This window comes from Marinobacter sp., from assembly GCF_033722195.1.
Classification (GTDB): domain Bacteria; phylum Pseudomonadota; class Gammaproteobacteria; order Pseudomonadales; family Oleiphilaceae; genus Marinobacter.
On record NZ_JAWVZL010000007.1, the window covers coordinates 1 to 21,453 of the forward strand.

General features: G+C 63.8%; 20 protein-coding genes and 2 tRNA genes. 6 read left to right on the forward strand and 16 right to left on the reverse strand.

Annotation, left to right across the window (positions count from 1 at the left end; all coding sequences use genetic code 11):
• Both dnaB and alr read left to right on the forward strand, forming a co-directional pair.
• Positions 1-1,080 (forward strand): replicative DNA helicase (dnaB, locus tag R3280_RS02500; RefSeq protein ID WP_318997002.1); only part of this gene is annotated, 1,080 nt, incomplete at its 5' end.
• Positions 1,080-2,153 carry an alanine racemase gene (gene alr, locus R3280_RS02505; RefSeq protein WP_318997003.1) on the forward strand — a complete coding sequence of 358 codons (1,074 nt, stop codon included), beginning with the start codon at positions 1,080-1,082 and terminating at the stop codon, positions 2,151-2,153. The genes dnaB and alr, both read left to right, overlap by 1 nt.
• A 6-nt stretch (positions 2,154-2,159) precedes the next feature.
• On the opposite strand, the gene R3280_RS02510 is transcribed toward alr, so the two are convergent.
• Positions 2,160-2,528 (reverse strand): hypothetical protein, encoded by a 369-nt coding sequence (locus tag R3280_RS02510; protein WP_318997004.1) that lies wholly within the window; start codon positions 2,526-2,528, stop codon positions 2,160-2,162.
• 195 nt (positions 2,529-2,723) lie between these two features.
• Between R3280_RS02510 and R3280_RS02515 the strand changes: the two genes are divergently transcribed.
• On the forward strand, positions 2,724-3,602 hold the full coding sequence (locus R3280_RS02515; RefSeq protein ID WP_318997005.1) for a sugar nucleotide-binding protein: 879 nt from the start codon (positions 2,724-2,726) through the stop codon (positions 3,600-3,602).
• Here R3280_RS02515 and fnr read toward each other — a convergent pair whose 3' ends face one another.
• A complete protein-coding gene (gene fnr, locus R3280_RS02520) occupies positions 3,603-4,349 on the reverse strand; it encodes a fumarate/nitrate reduction transcriptional regulator Fnr (protein ID WP_318997006.1) in 747 nt (248 codons plus the stop codon).
• Between the two features lie 102 nt (positions 4,350-4,451).
• Positions 4,452-5,666: a beta-ketoacyl-ACP synthase I gene (gene fabB / locus R3280_RS02525; protein ID WP_318997007.1), complete on the reverse strand. Its 1,215-nt coding sequence runs from the start codon at positions 5,664-5,666 to the stop codon at positions 4,452-4,454.
• A 241-nt stretch (positions 5,667-5,907) separates the two neighbouring features.
• Here fabB and R3280_RS02530 point away from each other — a divergent pair, with 241 nt between their 5' ends.
• Both R3280_RS02530 and R3280_RS02535 read left to right on the forward strand, forming a co-directional pair.
• Complete coding sequence (locus R3280_RS02530; RefSeq protein WP_318997008.1) at positions 5,908-6,420, forward strand: DUF962 domain-containing protein; 513 nt, start codon at positions 5,908-5,910, stop codon at positions 6,418-6,420.
• Between the two features lie 65 nt (positions 6,421-6,485).
• The gene (locus R3280_RS02535; protein ID WP_318997009.1) at positions 6,486-7,283 is read left to right on the forward strand and encodes an AraC family transcriptional regulator; all 798 of its coding nucleotides are present in this window, start codon (positions 6,486-6,488) and stop codon (positions 7,281-7,283) included.
• Here R3280_RS02535 and ylqF read toward each other — a convergent pair.
• Positions 7,250-8,125: a ribosome biogenesis GTPase YlqF gene (gene ylqF, locus R3280_RS02540; protein WP_318997010.1), complete on the reverse strand. Its 876-nt coding sequence runs from the start codon at positions 8,123-8,125 to the stop codon at positions 7,250-7,252. The two genes, R3280_RS02535 and ylqF, sit on opposite strands and share 34 nt — an antisense overlap.
• A 254-nt stretch (positions 8,126-8,379) precedes the next feature.
• Between ylqF and R3280_RS02545 the strand changes: the two genes are divergently transcribed.
• Complete coding sequence (locus tag R3280_RS02545) at positions 8,380-8,844, forward strand: Spy/CpxP family protein refolding chaperone (protein WP_318997011.1); 465 nt, start codon at positions 8,380-8,382, stop codon at positions 8,842-8,844.
• A 68-nt stretch (positions 8,845-8,912) separates the two neighbouring features.
• Here R3280_RS02545 and R3280_RS02550 read toward each other — a convergent pair whose 3' ends face one another.
• The 12 genes from R3280_RS02550 to R3280_RS02605 all read right to left on the reverse strand — a co-directional run bounded on the left by R3280_RS02550 (position 8,913) and on the right by R3280_RS02605 (position 21,436).
• On the reverse strand, positions 8,913-11,414 hold the full coding sequence (locus R3280_RS02550) for an efflux RND transporter permease subunit (protein WP_318997012.1): 2,502 nt from the start codon (positions 11,412-11,414) through the stop codon (positions 8,913-8,915).
• Between the two features lie 77 nt (positions 11,415-11,491).
• Complete coding sequence (lipA, locus tag R3280_RS02555) at positions 11,492-12,532, reverse strand: lipoyl synthase (RefSeq protein WP_318997013.1); 1,041 nt, start codon at positions 12,530-12,532, stop codon at positions 11,492-11,494.
• A 150-nt stretch (positions 12,533-12,682) separates the two neighbouring features.
• Positions 12,683-13,960: an O-acetylhomoserine aminocarboxypropyltransferase/cysteine synthase family protein gene (locus R3280_RS02560; protein ID WP_318997014.1), complete on the reverse strand. Its 1,278-nt coding sequence runs from the start codon at positions 13,958-13,960 to the stop codon at positions 12,683-12,685.
• Positions 13,961-14,332: 372 nt separating this feature from the next.
• Positions 14,333-14,409, reverse strand: a tRNA-Met gene (locus tag R3280_RS02565).
• Positions 14,410-14,514: 105 nt separating this feature from the next.
• The gene (gene ychF, locus R3280_RS02570; protein WP_318997015.1) at positions 14,515-15,606 is read right to left on the reverse strand and encodes a redox-regulated ATPase YchF; all 1,092 of its coding nucleotides are present in this window, start codon (positions 15,604-15,606) and stop codon (positions 14,515-14,517) included.
• Positions 15,607-15,678: 72 nt separating this feature from the next.
• The gene (pth, locus tag R3280_RS02575) at positions 15,679-16,272 is read right to left on the reverse strand and encodes an aminoacyl-tRNA hydrolase (protein ID WP_318997016.1); all 594 of its coding nucleotides are present in this window, start codon (positions 16,270-16,272) and stop codon (positions 15,679-15,681) included.
• Positions 16,273-16,293: 21 nt separating this feature from the next.
• The gene (locus R3280_RS02580; RefSeq protein WP_318997017.1) at positions 16,294-16,935 is read right to left on the reverse strand and encodes a 50S ribosomal protein L25/general stress protein Ctc; all 642 of its coding nucleotides are present in this window, start codon (positions 16,933-16,935) and stop codon (positions 16,294-16,296) included.
• Between the two features lie 156 nt (positions 16,936-17,091).
• Positions 17,092-18,036, reverse strand: a complete 945-nt coding sequence (locus R3280_RS02585) for a ribose-phosphate diphosphokinase (protein WP_318997018.1) — start codon at positions 18,034-18,036, stop codon at positions 17,092-17,094.
• A 52-nt stretch (positions 18,037-18,088) separates the two neighbouring features.
• A tRNA-Gln gene (locus R3280_RS02590) sits at positions 18,089-18,163 on the reverse strand.
• Positions 18,164-18,182: 19 nt separating this feature from the next.
• Entirely contained in the window at positions 18,183-19,034 is an 852-nt protein-coding gene (ispE, locus tag R3280_RS02595; protein ID WP_318997019.1) for a 4-(cytidine 5'-diphospho)-2-C-methyl-D-erythritol kinase, read from the reverse strand.
• A gap of 9 nt (positions 19,035-19,043) precedes the next feature.
• Positions 19,044-19,679, reverse strand: coding sequence for a lipoprotein insertase outer membrane protein LolB (gene lolB / locus R3280_RS02600; protein WP_318997020.1), 636 nt, complete (start codon positions 19,677-19,679; stop codon positions 19,044-19,046).
• Positions 19,676-21,436: a tetratricopeptide repeat protein gene (locus R3280_RS02605; protein ID WP_318997021.1), complete on the reverse strand. Its 1,761-nt coding sequence runs from the start codon at positions 21,434-21,436 to the stop codon at positions 19,676-19,678. The genes lolB and R3280_RS02605 overlap by 4 nt, the downstream gene beginning before the upstream one ends.
• Positions 21,437-21,453 lie beyond the last annotated feature (17 nt).

A 21,453-nucleotide genomic window follows, 5' to 3' on the forward strand; every position in this document is an offset into this window, starting at 1 on the left:
ACCCCGGGCGCGGCCAACATCAAGGCTTATGCCCAGATCGTCCGGGAGCGTTCGGTGATGCGCCAGCTGGTGGAGGTGTCCGGCAACATCGCCGATTCCGCCTTCAATCCCCAGGGCCGTACCAGCGACGAGCTGCTGGACGAGGCCGAGCGCAACGTGTTCCGCATTGCCGAGTCCCGCACCAAGGCCGGCTCGGGCCCGCAGGCCATCAACCCCATCCTGACCAAGGCCCTGAGCCGGATCGAGGAGCTGTTCGAGTCCGGCGATCGCATCACCGGCCTGACCACCGGCTTCAAGGATCTGGACGACTGGACATCCGGCATGCAGCCTGCCGACCTGATCATCGTGGCGGGGCGGCCCTCCATGGGTAAGACCACCTTTGCCATGAACATCGTCGAGAACGCCCTGCTCAGCTCCGGCGAGCCCATTCTGGTGTTCAGTATGGAGATGCCGGCGGACGCCATCGTGATGCGGATGCTGTCCTCCCTGGGCCGGATCGACCAGACCCGGATGCGCAGCGGCCGCCTGGAGGAGGACGACTGGCCACGGCTGACCTCCGCGGTGAGTCTGCTCAAGGACAAGCCGCTGTATATCGATGACACCCCCGGCCTGAGCCCCACTGAAATGCGCTCCCGGGCCCGGCGCATCGCCCGGGAGAACAACGGTCGCCTGGGGCTGATCATGGCCGACTACCTTCAGCTGATGCGGGTGCCCGGCAGCAACGAGGGCCGGACCGCGGAGATCTCCGAGATCTCGCGCTCGCTGAAAGGCCTGGCCAAGGAGCTGAGCTGCCCGGTGGTGGCCCTGTCCCAGCTCAACCGGAGTCTTGAGCAGCGGCCCAACAAACGCCCGGTGAACTCAGACCTGCGGGAGTCCGGCGCCATCGAGCAGGATGCCGACGTCATCATGTTCGTCTACCGGGACGAGGTCTACAACGAGGACACCCAGGACAAGGGCATTGCCGAGATCATCATCGGCAAGCAGCGTAACGGTCCCATCGGTACGGTGCGGCTGGCGTTCATCGGCAAGTTCACCAAGTTCGAGGACCTGGCCCTCGGCGATTACGGCGGAGACTACTGATGCCGCGTCCGACCCGCGCCCTGGTGGACCTGTCGGCGCTGCAGCACAATTACCGCCTGGCCTGTGAGCGGGCCGCCCCGGGCCAGAGCATGGCGGTGGTCAAGGCCGACGGCTATGGCCACGGTATTGCCCGGGTCGCCGGTGCGCTGGCGGAGCTGGCCCCCTGTTTCGCGGTGGCCTGCATCGAGGAGGCCCTGAGCATTCGTCAGGCCGGGCTCAGCCAGCCGGTGGTGCTGCTGGAAGGCGTGCACACCGCCGAGGACCTGGGAATCTGCGCGGGGCAGGGCTTCGAGCCGGTGCTCCATAACGCCGAGCAGTTGGCCTGGCTGGCGCAGTCAGGCGCCCGGCCCAGGATCTGGATCAAGCTCAACACCGGCATGAACCGGCTCGGCTTCCCTCCGGCCGAGCTGCCAGCGTGCCTGGCACAGGCCCGGCATCAAGGTGTCGAGGTCCGCGGCCTGATGACACACTTTGCCTGCTCCGACGATCTCGACGACGACTTCACCCAGGTCCAGACCCGGCGTCTGCAGCAGGCGGCTGCGGACTACCCCGGGCTGGCCCTGAGTCTGGCCAATTCGGCGGCGCATTTCCGCCCTGGCCAGCCGCTGTTCCACTGGACCCGGCCCGGCATCATGCTCTACGGCGCCACCCCCATGCTGGCAGCCAGTGCTGCCGAGCTGGGGCTCAAGCCGGTGATGACGCTGGAGTCGGAACTGATCGCGGTGCGCACTCTGCAGCCCGGTGACAGCGTCGGCTACGGCGCCACCTGGGTGGCGGAGCAATCGACCCCCATGGGCATCGTTGCCATCGGTTATGGCGACGGTTACCCCCGCCATGCCGGCACCGGAACCCCGGCGGCGGTCAATGGCCGGCGGGTGCGGCTGATTGGCCGGGTCTCCATGGACATGCTGGCACTGGATCTGAGCGCGGTGCCCGACGCCCGGGTGGGGGACAGGGTTGAGCTCTGGGGCGGGCAGGTGAGCGTGGATGAAGTGGCCGCCTCGGCGGGCACCATCGGCTACGAGCTGCTGACCGGGGTCACCGTACGGGTGCCCCGGATCTATCGGAATTAGCGGGTTTCAGGCGGCTTCGGCGCGGGGCTCGGGTTCGCAGATGATTTCCTCGATAAAGTCGAGGATGTTGGCCAGGCTGCGGTCGTCCAGTTTCTTGAGTACCTTGTGAATCACCATCTTGCTGCCCTTCAGCATGCTGCCGATACCCATCCTGGCCATGCTCATCATCATGTTGCCGGCCCGCAGGCGCCTGAGCGGCTCCAGGAAGAAGAAATCCAGGCCGGCCTCGGTCAGCTCGACGATCAGGTTGTAGAGCTTGTCGATGGCATCCTTGTCGGCGGTACCGCGCTCCCTGAGTTCGTTGACGGTGTAAAGGGCCCGGCTCTTGAGCTCGTCCGGTATGGGGGCGACTATGTGACTGTGTTGTTTGAGCATGGCAAGTCCTTTGGTTGTGGTTTTGCCGGCAGGGCGGAATTCCCTGTCACTGTGCTGTCATTGTAATCGGGCCCTCTGCACGACCATTGGCTGCAATGTAAATGCGTAAGCGTCAGATAAGTGATACAAATAGGGTCTGGCGGCAATCTCAGCCATTGGCCCCGGACCCGTTGAAACCAGGAGCGATCGACCTCGGTGAATGTTCTCGTTGTCCATGACTACGGCCCCCTGGGCCATATCCTGCTGGAACGCCTCAGGCAGAGTGCGGTGCAGCTCAGTCCCCTGTTGATCAGTGAGCCCGAAAAGGTCGACCTGTCGGCACTGGCGCAGTGGATACCGGACGACACTGACCTGATTGTCAACGCACTCTGGCTGGCGGACCCGGAAGCGGCGGAACAGGACCCGGAGATCACCCACCAGGCGGCCTTCTCGATTCCCCTGGCGCTGGCCGAGCACGCCAGGGAGCGGAACATGGCACTGCTGCAGCTCTCCACCGCCTACGTCTTCGACGGCCGTAAGCAAAGCGCCTACATCACCTCCAACCCCGGCCATCCGTTCAGTCAGTTGGGTAACTGGCAGTGGGAGTGCGAGCAGGCGATCCGGACCCTGTTGCCGCACCACATCATTCTGCGTACCGGCTGGAGCCTGGGTCGGTTCATCAGCAAGATCCAGCGTCTGGGGGGCGAGCAGCGCACACTGGCGCTGTCCAGCCGCCATCGCGGCCAGCCGGTGGCGTTCCGGGATCTGGCCCGGGTCATGACGGCGGTTATCCTGCAGCTGGACTGCGGTGCCGAGGTCTGGGGTACCTACCAGTACGCCGGGGCGGAGGAAGTGTCACAGTACGATCTCGGGCTGGCCCTGCTGGCCCTGTCCGGTGGCAACGACGACCTGCGGGTGGTGGATGAGGTGCCGGCCTGGGCGGCCCTGGAACCGGAGAACGCCACCATGGGCTGTATCAAGATCCGCAACACCTTCGGCATCAAACAGCTGCCATGGCGCAACAGTCTGGAAGACGAGTACGCCATGGTCAGGGACGATGACAAGCTTGCCATCGGCGATGAAGTGACCGGCTAGTTACCCCCGGCAGCGGGCGAAGGTCAGCGCCACTTCCTGCAGTGAGTCCATATCCAGCAGTTCCACCTCCCGCCCCTTGGCCTGGATCAGGCCCTGGCTCTGGAAGCGCGTCATCACCCGGCTGACGGTTTCCACCGCCAGGCCAAGAAAGTTGGCGATGTCGTTGCGGGCCATGGGCAGGTTGAAGCGGGTGGAGGACAGCCGGCGCCGCTCGAAACGGGACGACAGCGACAGCAGCAGCGCCGCAATCCGCTCTTCGGCGGTGTTCTTGCTCAGCAGCATGGCGTGCTGCTGGCTGCTCTGTATCTCCGAACTCATCAACGAGAAGAAGTGATGCTGCAGGGTGGGGAGCTTGCGGGCAAGCTCTTCCAGGTGATCGATCGGCAGCTCACAGACGCTGGTGCGCTCCAGGGCATAGGCCGTGCAGGCATAGGTGCCGGCGCTGATGCTGTCCAGGCCGATCATCTCGCCGGGCAGGAAGAAGCCGCTGACCTGCTCTTCGCCACTGGCGTTGAGAATGGTGGTTTTGACCGCCCCGCTACGCACCGCGAAACAGGAGCGCGCGGACTCGCTCTGCCGGAATATGGCCTCGCCGCGGCTGAACGACCGGCCCTGCTGGATAATATCCTCGAGCCGATTCATGTCGGCATCGCCCACGGCAATGGGCAGGCAGAGTTTACTGAGGCTGCACTGGTGGCAGGAGGCCTTCAGGCCAGTGGCCTGTGCGGCGGGAATCGATTGTGCCATGGCGGGATTCGGCTCGGAGTGATACATGTCAAGCGTATACATTAAAGCGCTTTGCCGGCGCTGCCAAGAGCGCCGGCATACGAATCAGCCGAGACAGGTCGATCAGGCCAGCTTCTGGAACACCAGCGAGGCGTTGGTGCCACCGAAGCCGAAGCTGTTGGACATCACCGTTTCCAGGTGCGCGGTTTTGGCCTCCGGCCCGACAATGGGCATGTCGGTGGGGATCTTGGCGTCGGTGGAGTGCAGGTTGGCGGTGCCACTGATGAAGCCGTTCTGCAGCATCAGCAGCGAATAGATGGCCTCCTGGACGCCGGCCGCCCCCAGGGAATGGCCGGACAGCGACTTGGTGGAGGAAATGGCCGGCACATGGTCACCGAAGACTTCCTTCACCGCGCCCATCTCCGCCACGTCGCCCACCGGGGTGCTGGTGCCGTGGGCATTGATGTAGTCGATGGGGCCCTTGACCGTCGCCATGGCCTGCTTCATGCACCGCATGGCACCCTCGCCGGATGGAGCCACCATGTCGTGGCCGTCGGAGGTGGCACCATAGCCGGTGAGCTCGGCAATGATACGGGCGCCGCGCTTGCGGGCGTGCTCCAGTTCCTCCAGCACCACCATTCCGCCGCCGCCGGCGATCACGAAACCGTCGCGGCCGCTGTCGAAGGGTCGGGACGCGGTGTGGGGCGCGTCGTTGTACTTGGTGGACAGGGCGCCCATGGCGTCGAACAGCATGGTCAGGCTCCAGTCCTCCTCTTCGCCGCCGCCGGCGAATACGATGTCCTGCTTGCCGGCCTGGATCTGCTCGGCGGCGTGGCCGATGCAGTGGGCGCTGGTGGCGCAGGCCGAGGACATGGAGTAGTTGACGCCACGGATGTGGAAGGCGGTGGCCAGGCAGGCCGACACGGTGCTGGTCATGATCCGCGGCACCATGTAGGGCCCGATGCGCTTGACGCCTTTGTCCCGCATCAGGTCAATCGCCTCCACCTGGCTGGCGCAGGAGGCGCCACCGGAACCGGCGATCAGGCCGGTGCGATCGTTGGAGATCATGTCTTCGGTCAGGCCGGCGGCCTCGATGGCCTGCTGCATGGACAGGAAGCTGTACATGGCGGACTGGCCCATGAAACGGCGCAGCTTGCGGTCGATCACTGAGGTGTCCACGTCCACCGAGCCGGAGACCTGGCTGCGGAACCCCATGTCACGGTAGGTTTCGTTGAAACGAATGCCGGACTTGCCCGCTTTCAGGCTGGCCAGCACCTCATCGGTGGTATTGCCAAGGCAGGACACGATCCCCATTCCGGTTACGACAACCCGTCTCATAGAAAACTCCTTGCTGGTCTGTGCCCGGCACCGCCGCAGGGCAGCGGGAGCAACAGAGTGCGTGATGATTCAGTGCAGCCAGTGTAGGGGTTTTGGCGCCCGGGTGATATTTGACCTTGGTAAGGGGCGGGCGCAAGGGGTGGCTGAAAGGGCCAGGCAAACGCTCGACAGAGCGCATAGCCGTTGCGTACAAGCCCTGGGGAGGGCGCCCGGCTAGACTGCTGCAAAAAAGGAGATCCCCATGCGTTCACTGTCACAGTTTCTGGCCGATTACGGCCAAAGCCACCGCAACCCGACCAACCAGTGGGTACACATCGTCTGTGTGCCGGCCATCGTGGTGTCCACCCTCGGCCTGCTATGGCTGATACCCCTTGGCGCCTGGCTGGGGCTCAGCGGCGGTGCCGCCGAGTGGGTCAACGGTGCCACCCTGGTGGGTGTGCTGGCGGGACTGGTGTACCTCAGGCTGTCCATCGGCGTGTTCGCGCTGATGACGGTCTGGTTTGCCCTTTCTCTGTGGGCGGTTCAGGCGGTGGCGGCCTCGGGCCTGTCGCTGTTCTGGACGAGCCTGGTGACCTGGGTGCTGGCCTGGGCGTTACAGGTCTGGGGCCACAAGGTGGAGGGCAAGAAGCCGTCATTCGTGGAAGACCTGGTGTTCCTGCTGATCGGACCGGTTTTCGTCAGTGTGGAGCTGGCGGCCAAGCTGGGTCTGCCAATGCGCCACGCCCTGTCCAACCGCAAGGGTGAGGCCCACTAAGGGTCGGCGAACGCGGTGGTTGTGGGGTATGCTCCGGGAAACCCGGTGGAACCCGACCATTGCCCATGACCGAACAGTCCTCCCCGAGCCCCGGTCCCCGGGGCCATATCTACCTCTGGCCGCAGGCGTTTGTCGCCTGCGGAGACTTCCTGCCAAACCGTCCTCACCGGCACATCAGCGCCTCGGTGCTGATCAGCTACGGCGCTGCCTTTGGTCTTGAGGTGAACGGACAGTGGCGACAAACCCGGGCCGCGCTGGTGGCGCCCGATGTCCCCCAGGCCCTGGCCCCGGGCGACAGCGAACTCTGGATTGCCCAACTGGACCCGGATTCACCGGCCTGGCTGGGCCTGCGTGCGCGCCTGGCCGAGCGGCCCAGTGTCGACCTGGAGCTGCCGCCGGCGCTGCTGCCCCCCGGCCAAGGAGCTGGCTGCACCGCCATGGGGTCGTATCTGGCGAGCCTTGTGGCACAGGCGGGTGTGGCGCCGGAACGGCTCGATCCCCGGGTGCTGGCGGTGGCTGACCGGTTGCGCCGCACCCTGCCTGAGCAGCTGGTGGTGGCCGACCTGGCGGCACAGGTGACCCTGTCACCGTCGCGGCTCAGTCACCTGTTTCGGCAGCAGACCGGGGTGTCGCTGCAGCGTTTCCTTCTGCACCTCAAGATCGCCCGTGCCCTGGCCCACTGGCAGCCGGGCAAGACCCTGTCCCAGCTGGCAGTGGAGGCGGGCTTCTATGACCAGCCCCATCTGGTGCGCACGGCCCGGGCAATGTTTGACGCCTTGCCTTCCCAGTACGTCAGTACCGGCTGGTTCCAGGTCTCTCGTTGCGGGGGTCAGGCCTGCGGCGAGCCCGCCAGGGCCTGCTGAGCCTCGCGGGCCACCATCGCCGGTGTCTCCAGGCTGATGCGGCCGAGTTTGCCTGCCCGCAATTCGTTCAGCAGCACCTCCGCCACCTTGTGAAGGTCGGGCACGCCACCTCGGCCGTAGAAATTGCGCCGCGCCGCAATGGCGTCCATAACACCCAGGCCGTCCGCCGGCAGCGGGTCCAGGTCATAGCGGTCCCTGAGTGCTTCCGGATAGGCCTGCAGCAGGTACTCGGCGGCAAACAGGGCGACGTCATCGAACTCGATCACCGCGGCGCGGATGGCCCCGGTCACCGCCAACCGGTAACCGCAGGCCTCCGGCGACAGCTTGGGCCAGAGAAAGCCCGGGGTGTCGTAGAGCAGGACATTGTCCGGCAGTTTGATGATCTGCTGGGCACGGGTCACCGCCGGTTCGTTGCCGGTTTTGGCAATGGTGCGACCGGCCAGGGTGTTGATCAGGGTGGATTTGCCCACATTGGGGATACCCAGGATCATCACCCGCAGGGCGCTGCGCTCCAGGTTGCGGTGGGCGGTCATCTCCCGGGCCAGTTTGAGAATGGCCATGGCCTCGTCGCGATGCTGGTGGTCCAGGGTGATGGCCCGCACGCCCTTGTCCCTTTCCAGGCTGGCCTGCCACTGGGCGGTGACCGCCGGGTCCGCCAGGTCGCGCTTGTTGAGCACCTTGATCACCGGGGTGTTCTGGCGCAGGGCAGGCACCAGCGGATTCTCGCTGCTGAACGGAATACGGGCGTCGAGGACCTCGATGATCAGGTCCATCTGGGGCATGACCTTTTTGATCTCCTTGCGGGCCTTGTGCATGTGCCCGGGAAACCAGTTGATCGCCATGGGGGGTACTCCGCTGTATCTGAGAAGGAGGTTCCTGCCGGCTCGAAAGTCGGACGGGGCCGGATTTGGCGCCATTATGGCCACTAATGAATAAATTTTCACATAGCCGTGCGCTGGCCTATGGAGCGGGCTGTGGCGGAAACCCCTGGCGTGTGTGTAGGAAAATCGGGCGTACCGGGATGAAATCCCGCCCGGGTTTGTTTTACGGTGTAGCATCAAGACGATGAGACACGACCTACACGACGGAGAAATCTATGAAGCTCAGCAAGATTCTAGGCATCACGCTTATTTCCCTCGGCCTGAGCATGCCGGTGGTGGCCCAGCAGGCCGGTGGCCAGCAGGGTGACCAGGTGGATCGACTGTCACAGATTGTGGGACTGAGCCCGGAGCAGGAGAAAGAAATCCGCGGCATCCTGGATGAGATGCAGACCAAGATCCAGGCCCTGCAGGTGGAAGCCCAGCAGCTGCAGCAGCAGCTCCAGGCCCAGATCAAGCCGAACTACGACGAAGAGGCGATTCGCGAAGAGGCCGAGGAGCTGGGGGATCTGACCGGTGAGATTTCGGCCCTGTCCACCCTGATGCAGGCCAAAGTGGACGAAGTGTTCACCGATGAGCAGCGGGAAAAGCTCAACCAGCGCATGAAGCAGATGCAGGAGCAGATGCAGCAGATGCAACAGCAGCAGCGGATGCAGCAGGGCATGCAGCAGCCCGGCCAGTAAGACGCCGCTTATGGCTGAATAAAGAAGCCGCCCCGAGGGGCGGCTTTTTTGTGCCTGGTTGGTGATGATCAGGTGGCCTGTTGCCTGCTGCGATCCGGCCCGAACGGCCTGATCAGCAAGATCAGCCTGGGCAACAGGGTGAGGGCGCCCAGCAGCGCCACCAGCATGGCAAAGCCGGTGAACAGGCCGAAGTAGATGGTGGGGATGAAGTTGGACAGCACCAGGATCGAAAAGCCCAGGATGATGGTCAGCGAGGTGTAGAACATGGCCCGGCCAATGCTCTGGTGGCAGCGGTGCATGGTGGCCAGGTAGTCACCGTCGCGCTGGAACTCCACCCGGAAGCGGTGGATGTAGTGAATGGTGTCATCCACCGCAATACCCACGGTGATGGCCGCCACCGTGATGGTCATCAGGTCCAGCGGTATGGCCAGCCAGCCCATGAGACCCAGTACGCTGCCGGCCGCCAGCAGGTTGGGTGCAATACCGATCAGCGCCAGCTTGAGGGACCGGAACAGGATCAGGAACATGACAGCGATGGCCAGGAACACCAGCCCCAGCGTCTTGATCTGGGAGTCGAACAGGCTCTGCAGCATGTTGTTGTACATCACCGTCATGCCGGTCAGCATGACACGGTCCTCCGGGTAGCCCAGCTCCCCGGTGAGGTGGTTGTGGATGCGCTCCAGCAGCTCGTCCCGGTTCAGCTCCGGCAAGGAGTCGATCAGCCGCAGGCTGAACCTGGCCTGGTCGTGCTCCTCGGCGATGTAGGGGCTGAGCAGGATCTCGTCCAGCTGGTCCGGCAGCGCCGCCGGTACGAACGCCAGCTGTACCGCGTTCAGGGGCTGGCCCTGGTTGATCTGCTCCAGCAGCCGGACCGTGGTGACTATGGACAGTGTCTTGCCGGTCGCCGACAGGCTGTCCAGGTAATCGTGGACCTGCTCCAGGCGCTCGATCTTGGCCGGTGTGAACCAGGTATCCCGGTACTCGTCGCCGCCCTCGCAGTCTTCCAGGAAGGGGTCGCAGCCACTGGCGAAGGGATCACCCCCGGCGTCCTCGGGCGGCGGCTCGTCTGTGATCACAACATCCAGCGGTGAGGTGCCGCCCAGCTTGCGGTCTATGGTGACCATGCCCTGGTAGATCTCGGTGTCTTCCTTGAAGTAGTCGATGAAGCTGTTTTCCACCGACAGCCGGCTGATGCCCACCACACAGAGCACCGCCAGTACACCGCTGGCCACCAGCACCGTGGTGCCGAAGCGCTCGGTGAAATCGGCGAAGCGGCGGGTAAAGGCCCGACCCTCGTCGGCGGGCAGGTTGCTGGCCGGTGGCGGCACCAGCACCAGCAGGGCGGGGAAGACCACGAAGGCGATGATGAACGCCAGCGCCAGGCCGAGGGTCATCATCCAGCCGAAATCGATCACTGGACGGATGCCGCTGAAGGTCAGCGAGCCGAACGCCACGATGGTGGTCACCGCCATGTAGAAGCAGGGCTTGACCATGGTGCGGACCGTATCCGCCATCAGCTCCCGGGCCGAGGCGTCGGGCTTCTCATGCTGGAATTCCCGGTAGCGCACGATCAGGTGAATGGTCAGCGACAGTGTCATGATCAGCAGCAGCGACACGTAGTTGGACGAGATCACCGTCACCGGCCAGTCGATCCAGCTCAGGTAGCCGGTTACCAGCCACACCGTGAAAAAGCAGCAAAGCAGCGGCACCACCACCCATTGCCACTGGCGGAAAATCACCGCCAGCACCAGGATCATGAACAGCAGCACACCGATGCCGAAGGTGGACAGGTCGCTCTCGATGAAGTTGATCATGTCGGCGACAATCATCGGCACCCCGCCCAGGTGGATTTCGGCGCTGTCGCGGTAGTTGTCCAGGATGGCGCGAACCTCCGCGATGGTCTGGTCCTGGCGTTCCACCAGCTTTTCCTTGAGGTCGATGAACGCCTGGCTGACCCGGGCCAGTTCGGCCTGCTGGTCCTGGTCCAGGCTGCCGGCATCGGCCATGTCCCGCAGCTCGTTGCGGCGCTGCAGCAGGTCGAAGTAGCGCTCCGGGGTGGGCAGGTTGACCTGGATGGCGGTGGTCTGGCCGTTCTCGCCGATCAGCAGGTTGGGGTAGAGGGGGTTGTTGAGCAGGGCTTCCCGGGCGGTATCCAAGGCCACATCGTGACTGTCCAGGGTGCGGATCTTCGATTCCACGTTCTCCAGGGTCAGTTCCGGATCCTGCAGCAGTGGCACGTTGAGGATGCTGTTGGTGGAGCCGACCGCCTCGAGCGCTGCCAGGTCGTCTCGCAGTGAACGTAAGGTGTCTATGGCCTGCTGGCTGAACAACTCGCTGGACGGGGTATAGGTGACCACCAGGAAATCATCGGAGGTGGTGAACCGCCGGTTGACCATGCGGTACTGCTCCAGCGCCTTGTCGTCCTCCAGCACCAGGGATTCGGCGGAGGCGTCCAGGCGGAACTGGTCCAGGCGCAGGCTGGCAAGAATCAGCAGCAGGGCAAAGCCGATCAGAATCAACGCCGGGTAATCAAGAACGACCCGGCGATAAAGCGATGCAACGGAACTCATAGAAGGCACACCTGCAGAAAAAAATCAGTGTGCAGTCTGCCACAGATCGCGCCGCAAGGGAGGCCTTGGCCGGGGGGTCAGTCCAGTACTTTCACCGGAATCTGGTTGGCGGTGCTGGCCGGGGGCACTGCAGGTACCGCCAGGCCCAGGTTGTTCTTCTCGAACACCCGGTCAGCGCGGTAGCTGGAGCGCACCATGGGGCCGGAGGGCACTTCCATGAAGCCTTTCTCCAGGCCAATCTCCCGGTAACGGTTGAACTCCTCCGGGGTGACGTAGCGCTCCACGGGCAGATGGTTGGGGGTGGGGCGCAGGTACTGCCCCAGGGTCAGGATGTCCACACCGATGGCGCGCAGGTCGTCCATGGTGGCAAGAATTTCCTCCTCCGTCTCGCCGAGACCCAGCATCAGGCTGGTCTTGGTGAGCACATCCGGACGGTAGCGCTTGGCATGGGCGAGCACGCTCAGGGTCTTGTCGTAACCGGCGCGGGGATCCCGCACGCGGCGGGTCAGGCGCTCCACAGTTTCCACGTTCTGGGCGAAGACGTCGAGACCGGAATCCACTACCCGCTCCACGTGTTCCATAACCGCATCGAAATCCGGGGTCAGGGCCTCCACCGCAACTTCGGGGGTGCGGCGCTTGATGGCGGCGACACAGGCGGCGTAGTGGGCGGCACCACCGTCGTCCAGATCGTCCCGGTCGACAGAGGTCAGCACGATGTAGCGCAGGCCCATCAGCTCCACCGACTTGGCGGTGTTCTCGGGCTCGTCGTGGTCCAGCCAGCCCTTGGGGTTGCCGGTATCCACCGCGCAGAAGCGACAGGCCCGGGTGCAGACCGAGCCCATGACCATGATGGTGGCGGTGCCGTTGTTCCAGCACTCGCCAATGTTGGGACAGTGGGATTCCTGGCACACGGTGCTGAGCTTGTGATCCTGGACGTTGCGCTTGACCGCCTCGAAGCGTTCGCCGCCGGGCATACGGGCCCGAAGCCAGCTGGGTTTGCGGCTGACCGGGATGTCGGCGTTGCTGGATTTCTTCTGGCCGTTCTTGATGGCTGAGAAACCGTGTTCGCTGCGGAACTTGGAGCCACTGGCAATGCGGGGTTTACTGGTGTCGCTCATGGCAACGGGGCCCTTGGATAGCAGAATCGGAATACTACAAGGGTAATGGCGGCCACCCCCGACTACAAGGCACATAGGGGGAATCAACGACAGCGCCGGCCACGACTTTTGTCGTAGCCGGGCCGGTATTTCCCGCCCCGGGGAGCGGGGTTATGGGCAGGCGATCGCCAGCGCCTGGTCCACATCCGCCAGGATGTCGTCCACGTGCTCGAGGCCAATGGACAGCCGTACCAGGTCCTCGCTCACGCCGGCGCTGCGCAGCTCCTCCGGGTTGAGCTGGCGGTGGGTGGTGCTGGCGGGGTGGCAGGCCAGGGACTTGGCGTCGCCGATGTTCACCAAGCGGTAGATCAGCTTCAGCGCATCGATGAAGCGGGCACCGGCATCGCGGCCACCCTCGATGCCGAAGCTGAGAATGCCGGAGGCGCGGCCACCGCAGATTTTCTGGCAGGTTTCCCGGTAGGGGCTGTCCGCCAGGGTGGCGTAGTTCACCCAGGTCACCTTGGGGTGCTTGGCCAGGTACTCGGCCACTTTCTCGGCATTGCTGCAGTGACGCTCCATGCGCAGGCCCAGGGTTTCCAGCCCCTGCATGATCAGGAAGGCGTTGAACGGCGACAGCGCCGCCCCGGTGTTGCGCAGCGGTACCACCCGGCAGCGGCCGATAAAGGCGGCGGCGCCCAGGGCCTCGGTGTAGACCACGCCGTGGTAGGACGGATCCGGCTCGTTCAGCATCGGGAACCGGCTTTTGTTGGCAGCCCAGTCGAACTTGCCGGAATCCACCACCACGCCCGCCACGGTGGTGCCGTGGCCGCCGATGTATTTGGTCAGCGAGTGCACCACGATGTCGGCGCCGTGCTCGAAGGGCCGGCACAGGAAGGGGGTGGCCACGGTATTGTCGACGATCAGCGGAATGCCGTGGCGGTGGGCGATCTCGGCCCAGCGCTGGATGTCCACCACGTTGCCGGCGGGGTTGCCGATGGACTCGCAGAAGAGTGCGCGGGTGTTGTCATCGATGGCTTTTTCCACCGCATCGAAATCGTCGTGCCCTACCATCTTGCAGTCGATGCCCTGGTTGGGCAGGGAGTGGGCAAACAGGTTGTAGGTGCCGCCGTAGAGCTGGCCGGTGCTGACAATGTTGCTGCCCACCCGGCAGATGGTTTGCAGGGCATAGGTGATGGCTGCCATACCCGACGCCACCGCCAACGCGCCGATACCACCTTCAAGCTGCGCCATGCGTTCTTCAAGCACCGCATTGGTGGGGTTCATGATGCGGGTGTAGATATTGCCTTCCACCTTCAGATCGAACAGATCGGCCCCGTGCTGGGTGTCGTCGAAGGTGTAGGAGGTGGTCTGGTAGATGGGGGTCGTGGCCGCGTGGGTGGTGGGGTCGCCACTGAAGCCGGCGTGCAGGGCCAGGGTTTCCAGTTTCATCTTCTTGCTTCCTTATATGAGTGCAGCCCCGGCAGGGCCGCAATGGCATTGTGCGAGGAGAAAAGCAGTATGCCATAAGCGGGAAAATGCTGAAGGGCGGGATTGGTTGGGTCGCACCGCCTTCGTCGGTTCGACTCTTTGTTTGCCAGTATTAAAAAAGGGTCCACGCTCGCGCGAGGACCCTTTTGTAATACTGGTAGCAAGGGGCGGAGTATTCGGGCCCTTGGCCCTCACCCTTCGGGCCGTCGTCGCTTCGCTCCGACGTTCCTCCGCACGCGGGGCGTGCTCCGGTCGCACCGCCTTCGTCGGTTCGCCTCCTACCTTTCAGGTATTAAAAAAGCCCGACTCTTGCGAGCCGGGCTTTATTAATACTGGTAGCAAGGGGCGGAGTCGAACCGCCGACCCCAGCATTATGAGTGCTGTGCTCTAACCAACTGAGCTACCTTGCCAAAACGCTTCGGGCAGATGCGCCCCAAACGAGGCGCGTATTTTCAGTATTTCGGGTGAGTGTGTCAAGGCCCGGCGGGTGATCCGGGCCAAATCCGGTGAAATAATCAGACGTTGAAGCGGAAGTGGATAACGTCGCCGTCCTGGACGATGTAGTCCTTGCCTTCCAGGCGCCATTTGCCGGCGTCCTTGGCGCCCTGTTCGCCGTTGTATTTGACGAAATCCTCGTAGCTCACCACTTCGGCCCGGATGAAGCCGCGCTCGAAGTCGGTGTGGATGACGCCGGCGGCCTGGGGTGCGGTGGCGCCGATCTTGACGGTCCAGGCGCGGACTTCCTTGGGGCCGGCGGTGAAGTAGGTCTGCAGGCCCAGGAGCTTGTAGCCGGCGCGGATGACCCGGTCCAGGCCGGGCTCTTCCATGCCCATCTCCTCCAGGAAGATGGACTTCTCGTCGTCTTCGAGCTCGGAGATCTCGGCTTCCATCTTGTTGCAGATGGGCACCACCACGGCATTCTCGTTGGCGGCGATTTCCCGCACCTTGTCCAGGTGGGGGTTGTTCTCGAAGCCGTCCTCGTTGACGTTGGCGATGTACATGGTGGGCTTGACGGTCAGCAGGCAGAGCTCCCGCACCAGCGCCATCTGGTCCTTGTCCAGCTTCATGCTGCGCACCGGCTGGCCCTCGTTGAGCACCGGCAGCAGTTTCTCGAACATGTCCAGCTGGGTCTTGGCGTGCTTGTCGCCGCCCTTGGCAATCCGCTGGACCCGCTTGATGCCCTTCTCCACGGTGTCCAGGTCGGCCAGGGCCAGCTCGGTGTTGATCACTTCGATGTCGGAAGCCGGGTCCACCTTGTTGGCGACGTGGATGACGTTGCCGTCCTCGAAGCAGCGCACCACGTGGGCAATGGCGTCAGTCTGGCGGATGTTGGCCAGGAACTGGTTGCCCAGGCCTTCGCCCTTGGAGGCGCCGGCCACCAGGCCGGCAATGTCGACGAATTCCATGGTGGTGGGCACCACCCGCTCGGGTTTGACGATCTCGGCCAGCTTGTTGAGACGCGGGTCGGGCATGGCCACCACACCGGCGTTGGGCTCGATGGTGCAGAACGGGAAGTTCTCGGCGCCAATGCCGGCCTTGGTCAGTGCGTTGAACAGGGTGGATTTGCCGACGTTGGGAAGGCCGACGATGCCGCAGTTAAAACCCATGGAATGCCTCTGCTGAATGCGAACGGTAAAGATGCGGAATTATACCGGCGAGCCGGTCGTGGTGCGAACGGATCAGGCGGGATCCGGTCGAAAAGTGTGCAATGCGTTCATGGCGCGGGCCAGATTGCCGCTGGCGGCGTCCGGCAGTACCCGGATGGCCTGGTGGCAGACCGCCTCCAGGTCCTCGGTTTCGCGTTTGCCCATCCGGCCCAGCACGTAGTTGGTCACCTGGCGGCTGTCGCCGGGGTGGCCAATGCCCAGCCGCAAGCGGTAGAACTGGTTGCTGCCCAGGTGCGCGATGGCATCCCGCAGGCCGTTGTGGCCGCCGTGTCCGCCGCCGTGCTTGAGCTTGGCGGTGCCGGGGGGCAGGTCGAGTTCATCGTGGGCGATCAGGATCTGGTCGGGGGCAATCTTGTAGAAATCCGCCAGCGCCTTGATGGCCAGGCCGCTGCGGTTCATGAAGGTGGTGGGGTTGAGCAGGTGCAGGTCCAGGCCCTGCCAGTGAACACGGGCATAGAGCCCATGGTATTTCTTGTCCGGGCGGAGCGCCTGGCCCGCGTGGCGGGCCAGGGCCTCGACGAACATGGCGCCGGCGTTATGGCGGGTGCTTTCATAGTCGCTGCCTGGATTACCCAGGCCCACCACCATGACGATCTGCTGTGCCATGCGCCGTCGCCCCCGGAGTGATTACTCCTTGTCTTCGCCTTCCTCGCCTTCGCCTTCCTCGGCCTCATCGGTCTTGGCACCGCGGGGCTTGTGGATGGCAACCACCGGCTGGTCGTGATCCTCACCCTGCAGCAGGGCGGCAACACGAACGCCTTTCGGCAGTACCAGGTCGCTCAGGTGAACCACCTGGTCCATCTCGACGGTGGCCATGTCCACTTCGATGAATTCCGGCAGGTCCTGGGGCAGACAGATGATTTCCACTTCGTTCATCTGGTGCAGGGAAACGCCGCCCTGCAGCTTGATGGCCGGTGCTTTGTCTTCGTTGATGAAGTGCAGCGGCACATTGACGTGGATCTCGTGATCCTTGTCCACACGCAGGAAGTCGGCGTGAGTCAGCAGCGGCTTGTAGGGGTGACGCTGCAGATCCTTCAGGATCACGCTTTCTTTCTTGCCGTCCAGTTCCAGGGTCAGGATATGAGAGAAGAAGGCTTCGTTTTCCAGGGCTTTCTTCAGCTCGTTGTGCCAGATGGAAATGGTCTGGGGCTCTTTGTTTCCGCCATAGACGATGGCGGGGATTTTACGTTCCTCGCGACGCAGGCGGCGGCTCGCACCTCTGCCCTGTTCGCCCCGAGGGAATGCTTCGATTACAAATTCCTGGGCCATGATAGCTACCTCATTTACACCCGAAGGCCTCGCGACCAAGGTTTACAACGGGTGGGTCTTTTAGTGTGCCGGAGAAAAAAGCGTTGGTTTCCGGCCTGTTAAACAAACAAGGAGCCTGAAAAGGCTCCGTGTCTGAATGCTTGGGTGGCGGTCTGCCTACTCGAACATCGCGCTGATGGATTCTTCGTTGCTGACCCGACGGATCGACTCAGCCAGCAGCCCGGCCATTCCGAGGGGGCGGATTCTATCACAATTGGCGGCTTTGTCACCCAGTGGAATGGTGTCGCAGACCACCAGCTCGTCCAGCTCGGAGGCGTTGATGTTGTCGACGGCGGGGCCTGACAGCACCGGGTGGGTGATGTAGGCCACGACCCGGGAGGCGCCGTGCTCTTTCAGGGCATTGGCGGCCTTGCACAGGGTGCCGGCGGTATCGACGATGTCGTCCACCAGGATACAGGTCTTGTTACGGACATCACCGATGATGTGCATGACCTGGGATACGTTGGCCTTGGGGCGGCGCTTGTCGATGATGGCCAGGTCGGCGTCATCCAGGCGCTTGGCCACGGCGCGGGCGCGAACCACACCGCCAACGTCCGGGGAAACCACAATGAAATTCTCGAAACGCTGCTTCTCGATGTCTTCCAGCATCACCGGGGTGGCGTAGATGTTGTCCACCGGGATGTCGAAGAAGCCCTGGATCTGGTCGGCGTGGAGATCCACCGTCAGCACCCGGTCAACGCCGATGCTGGAGATCATGTCCGCCACCACCTTGGCACTGATGGCCACCCGGGTGGAGCGCACACGGCGGTCCTGGCGGGCGTAGCCATAGTAGGGGATAACGGCGGTAATCCGGGTGGCGGAGGCGCGGCGCAGGGCGTCGGCCATCACGATCAGCTCCATCAGGTTATCGTTGGTGGGATAACAGGTGGGCTGGATGATGAACACATCGTGGCCGCGAACGTTCTCGTTGATCTCGACGGTGGTTTCGCCATCGCTGAATTTGCCAACGGTGGCCTGACCCATGGGGATGTGGAGTTTCTGGGCGATATTCTTGGCCAGTTCCGGGTGGGCGTTACCGGCAAAAATCATCAGCTTGGACACGAAGGCATCCTTCTCAATGTCAGTGTTGGATTCAGAAGAAGCGGGAGAAAGGTGGCTGGGGTGGGAGGATTCGAACCTCCGCATGACGGGATCAAAACCCGTTGCCTTACCACTTGGCGACACCCCAGTATCGTGCTCTTTTGGCATCATGACAGCTCTGTCAGCTTTTGGTGTAGTGGTGAAAGATTCACCCCTCTAGCTACGAACCCGTCAATGCCGGAAGGTTTGCTTGCCCAAACTTTTTGGGCTTTGGATTCTGTTGGGAAACGTCCAAATATGCAAGCCCCGGTCCCGGTTAATCTTGCAGGTCCGAATTGTGCAAGCCATTCCAGGCTCTCTCTAACCTCCGGATACAGTTCACAAACTACATCCTCGCAGTCATTTCGGTACCTCGAGGCGTCTCCCTCAAAAGCGGGCGCTATTTTGATTCTAGGGGTGTTTCTTGTCAACCCTTGCTGAGAAAAAATAAGCCCGGTGTTTATATCGCAGGCCGGTTTTAGAACCAGATACCAGTCCTCGGCGGGCCGGGCCGGGGTCAGCCGCTCGCCCACACCCTCGCCCCAGGCCGCAAAACCGCGCACGAATACCGGCACGTCGGCGCCCAGGCTGAGCCCCATCTCCGTGAGTTCGTCGATGCCCAGATTCAGGCCCCAGAGGTGGTTCAGGCCCAGCAGCGTGGTGGCGGCATTGGAGCTGCCGCCCCCCAGGCCGCCGCCCATGGGCAGGCGTTTGCTGAGGCTCAGGTCGACACCGGCAACCGCACTTCCGGCCCTGGCCCGCAGCAGTCGCGCCGCACGCAGGATGAGGTTGTCGTCGTCGGCGACCCCGGGCAGCGTGGGTGAGAGCACCAGCTGGTCGTCCTCCCGCAGGCGGAAGCCGATGTCATCGCCGTAGTCGAGGAACTGGAACAGCGTCTGCAGCTCATGGTAGCCGTCGGGGCGGCGGCCGTTGATGTGCAGAAACAGGTTGAGTTTGGCAGGGGAGGGCAGGGTCAGCATGGGCGTTACTCAGCGCTGGCCCATGAGGCTCTGCCAGTCAGTGACCACCACCCGCACGCGCTTGTCGGCCTTGGTGGCGGTGATCCGTGCCGGCAGCCGGGGCCGGTCGGTGAGGAAGTCCTGCCAGCGGTCATAGCGTATCTCCCAACCGTCCTGACGGATGACCGCCAGGGTACCGGTGTCGTCGAACAGCAGTTCGAAATTCCCGGCGGGGGCCGGCAGACCGCGTATCCACCAGCTCAGGCTGGCCAGCGGCAGTTGCCAGCCGGTGGCGGCCTCCATCAGGGCGTCCGGATCGGTGGAGCGGTAGGTCTCGCCGTCCGGCAGGGTCAGTTCCAGGTAGCCGGGCTGGCCGCTCAGCTCGGTATGACCCAGGCCGAGGAATGCGGAGGAGAGTGAGAGCTGATACTGCTCCCGATGCTGGGTCCAGCGGTTGATCACCGCCGAACCGCTGTCTTCGGCCTGGCGCACTGCCAGTTTGCCCTGCAACTGCCAGTGCCGGAATTCGCTGAGGGCCTGCTGGCGTTGGCTCCAGTCCGCCGGGGGCTGGCTTGTCAGGCCGTCAACAACGGGCGGCGGTGGTGTGGCGCAGCCCGCGGCCAGCAGGGTGGCGGCGAGAAGGGCAACAAGGGTGGTGCTTCTCACTGCTGGACCTCCGCGCCCAGGCGTTCGATGGTCTCGGTGATCAGTTCGTCGCCCGGATTGGCGTCCAGGCCCTGCCGCCAGACCACCCTGGCCTGCTCCTGCTGGCCGCTGACCCAGAGCGCCTCGCCCAGGTGGGCCGCCACTTCCGGGTCGGGGAAGGCCTCGTAGGCCCGGCGCAGATAGTCCAGCGCGGCTTTGGTTTCGCCCTGCTGGAACAGGACCCAGCCCATGCTGTCGAGAATGGCGGGGTTGTCCGGGTCCAGTGCCAGTGCCCGTTCAATCAGGTCGCGGGCTTCGGCCAGCCGCTCGGTGTGGGAGGTCAGGATATAGCCCAGTGCATTCAGGGCGACGGCGTTGTCCGGCTCGATCTCAAGAATGCGGCGCAGGTCCCGCTCGGCGCCCTCGAAATGGCCGCGGCTGTCGTACAGCATGGCGCGGGCGTAGAGAATGCGGACATTGTCGGGGTAGCTGGCCAGGGCCTGGTTGACCGCCTCCAGCGCCAGCTCTTCCTGTTCGGTGTCCAGCAGCAGGTTGATTTCCAGCAGCCAGAAGGTCTCCGCCTTGTCCGGGTTATTCTGCCGCAGGGTCTGCAGTTTTTCCCGGGCTTCCTCAAGTTGCCCGTTCTGGGCCTTGAGCAGGCTCAGCCGGGACAGCGCCGGGAAAAAGTGGGTGCCTTCGTTGACCTGCTCGTAGTAGCCGATGGCCCGTTCCACATTGCCGGCCTCGTCGGCGATCCGGCCCAGGTAGTAGTGGGCCTCGTTGGTGTGGTGACCCTGTTCGATCAGGCGCACCAGATCTTCCCGGGCCACCTCGATGTCCCCGTTCTCCAGGGCCACCAGGGCATGGGAGAGGCGCAGGCCGGGTACTTCCGGAAAACGGCGGATCAGGCGGGCGAATTCGTCCTGGGCAGCCTGCAGCTCGCCCTCGCTGATCAGCATGCGACCGTAGAGGGTGCCCATCTGGCGGTTGTCGGGGTAGCGGCGGGTGTTGCGCAGCAGGTGGTCCAGGGCGGCCTCTTTCTGACCGGTCTGGTAAAGCAGGTCACCCTTGAGTACCAGTGCGGGCTGGAACTCGGGGGCTTCTTCCAGCAGGGGCTTCAGGACATCCAGGGCGGCCTGGTAATTGCCGGTCACTTTCTGCAGCAGGGCAATGCTGTACTGGATCTCGCGGTTCTCCGGGTGGCGCTCGGCCAGGGCCTGGTAGAGCTTGAGCAGCTCCTGCTGCTCCGCCACCGGCAGGTTGGCGGCCATGGCGGCGAGGCTGTCAAAGTCGGCATCGCCGCCCAGGTCGAGGATCTGCTCCATGTGCTGCAGGGCCGCCTCCAGGTTGTTCTGCTTGACGTCCTGGATGGCGGAGACCCGCAGGGCCTCCAGGCTTTGCGGGTCCATGTCCAGCCAGAGTTCGGCCAGCTGGCGCTGGGCGTTGTCGGCGTTGAGGGACTGGGCAATGCGCATGGCCCGGCGGGTGACGCCGGTATCCCGGCTCTGCTTGGCGGCCTCCAGGTAGTTCACCAGGGTAACGTCGTAGCGGCCGCGCTGGGCGGCAATTTCCGCCGCCAACAGAAGGTAGAGGGTTTCGGGCTTGAAGTCGGCGTAAGCCACTTCCGGGGTTGCGTCGGCTGTGGCCGTGGGCGCGACAGCCTTGGTGTCGGTGGCTTCGTCCCCTGACTCCGGGGTGCCGGGGCCGCCCGAGAGGCCAGCACAGCCGACCAGGGCCAGTGCAAAAACGCTGGTGAACAACAAGGCGATTCTCTGCATGTGACATCCCGAAGTGA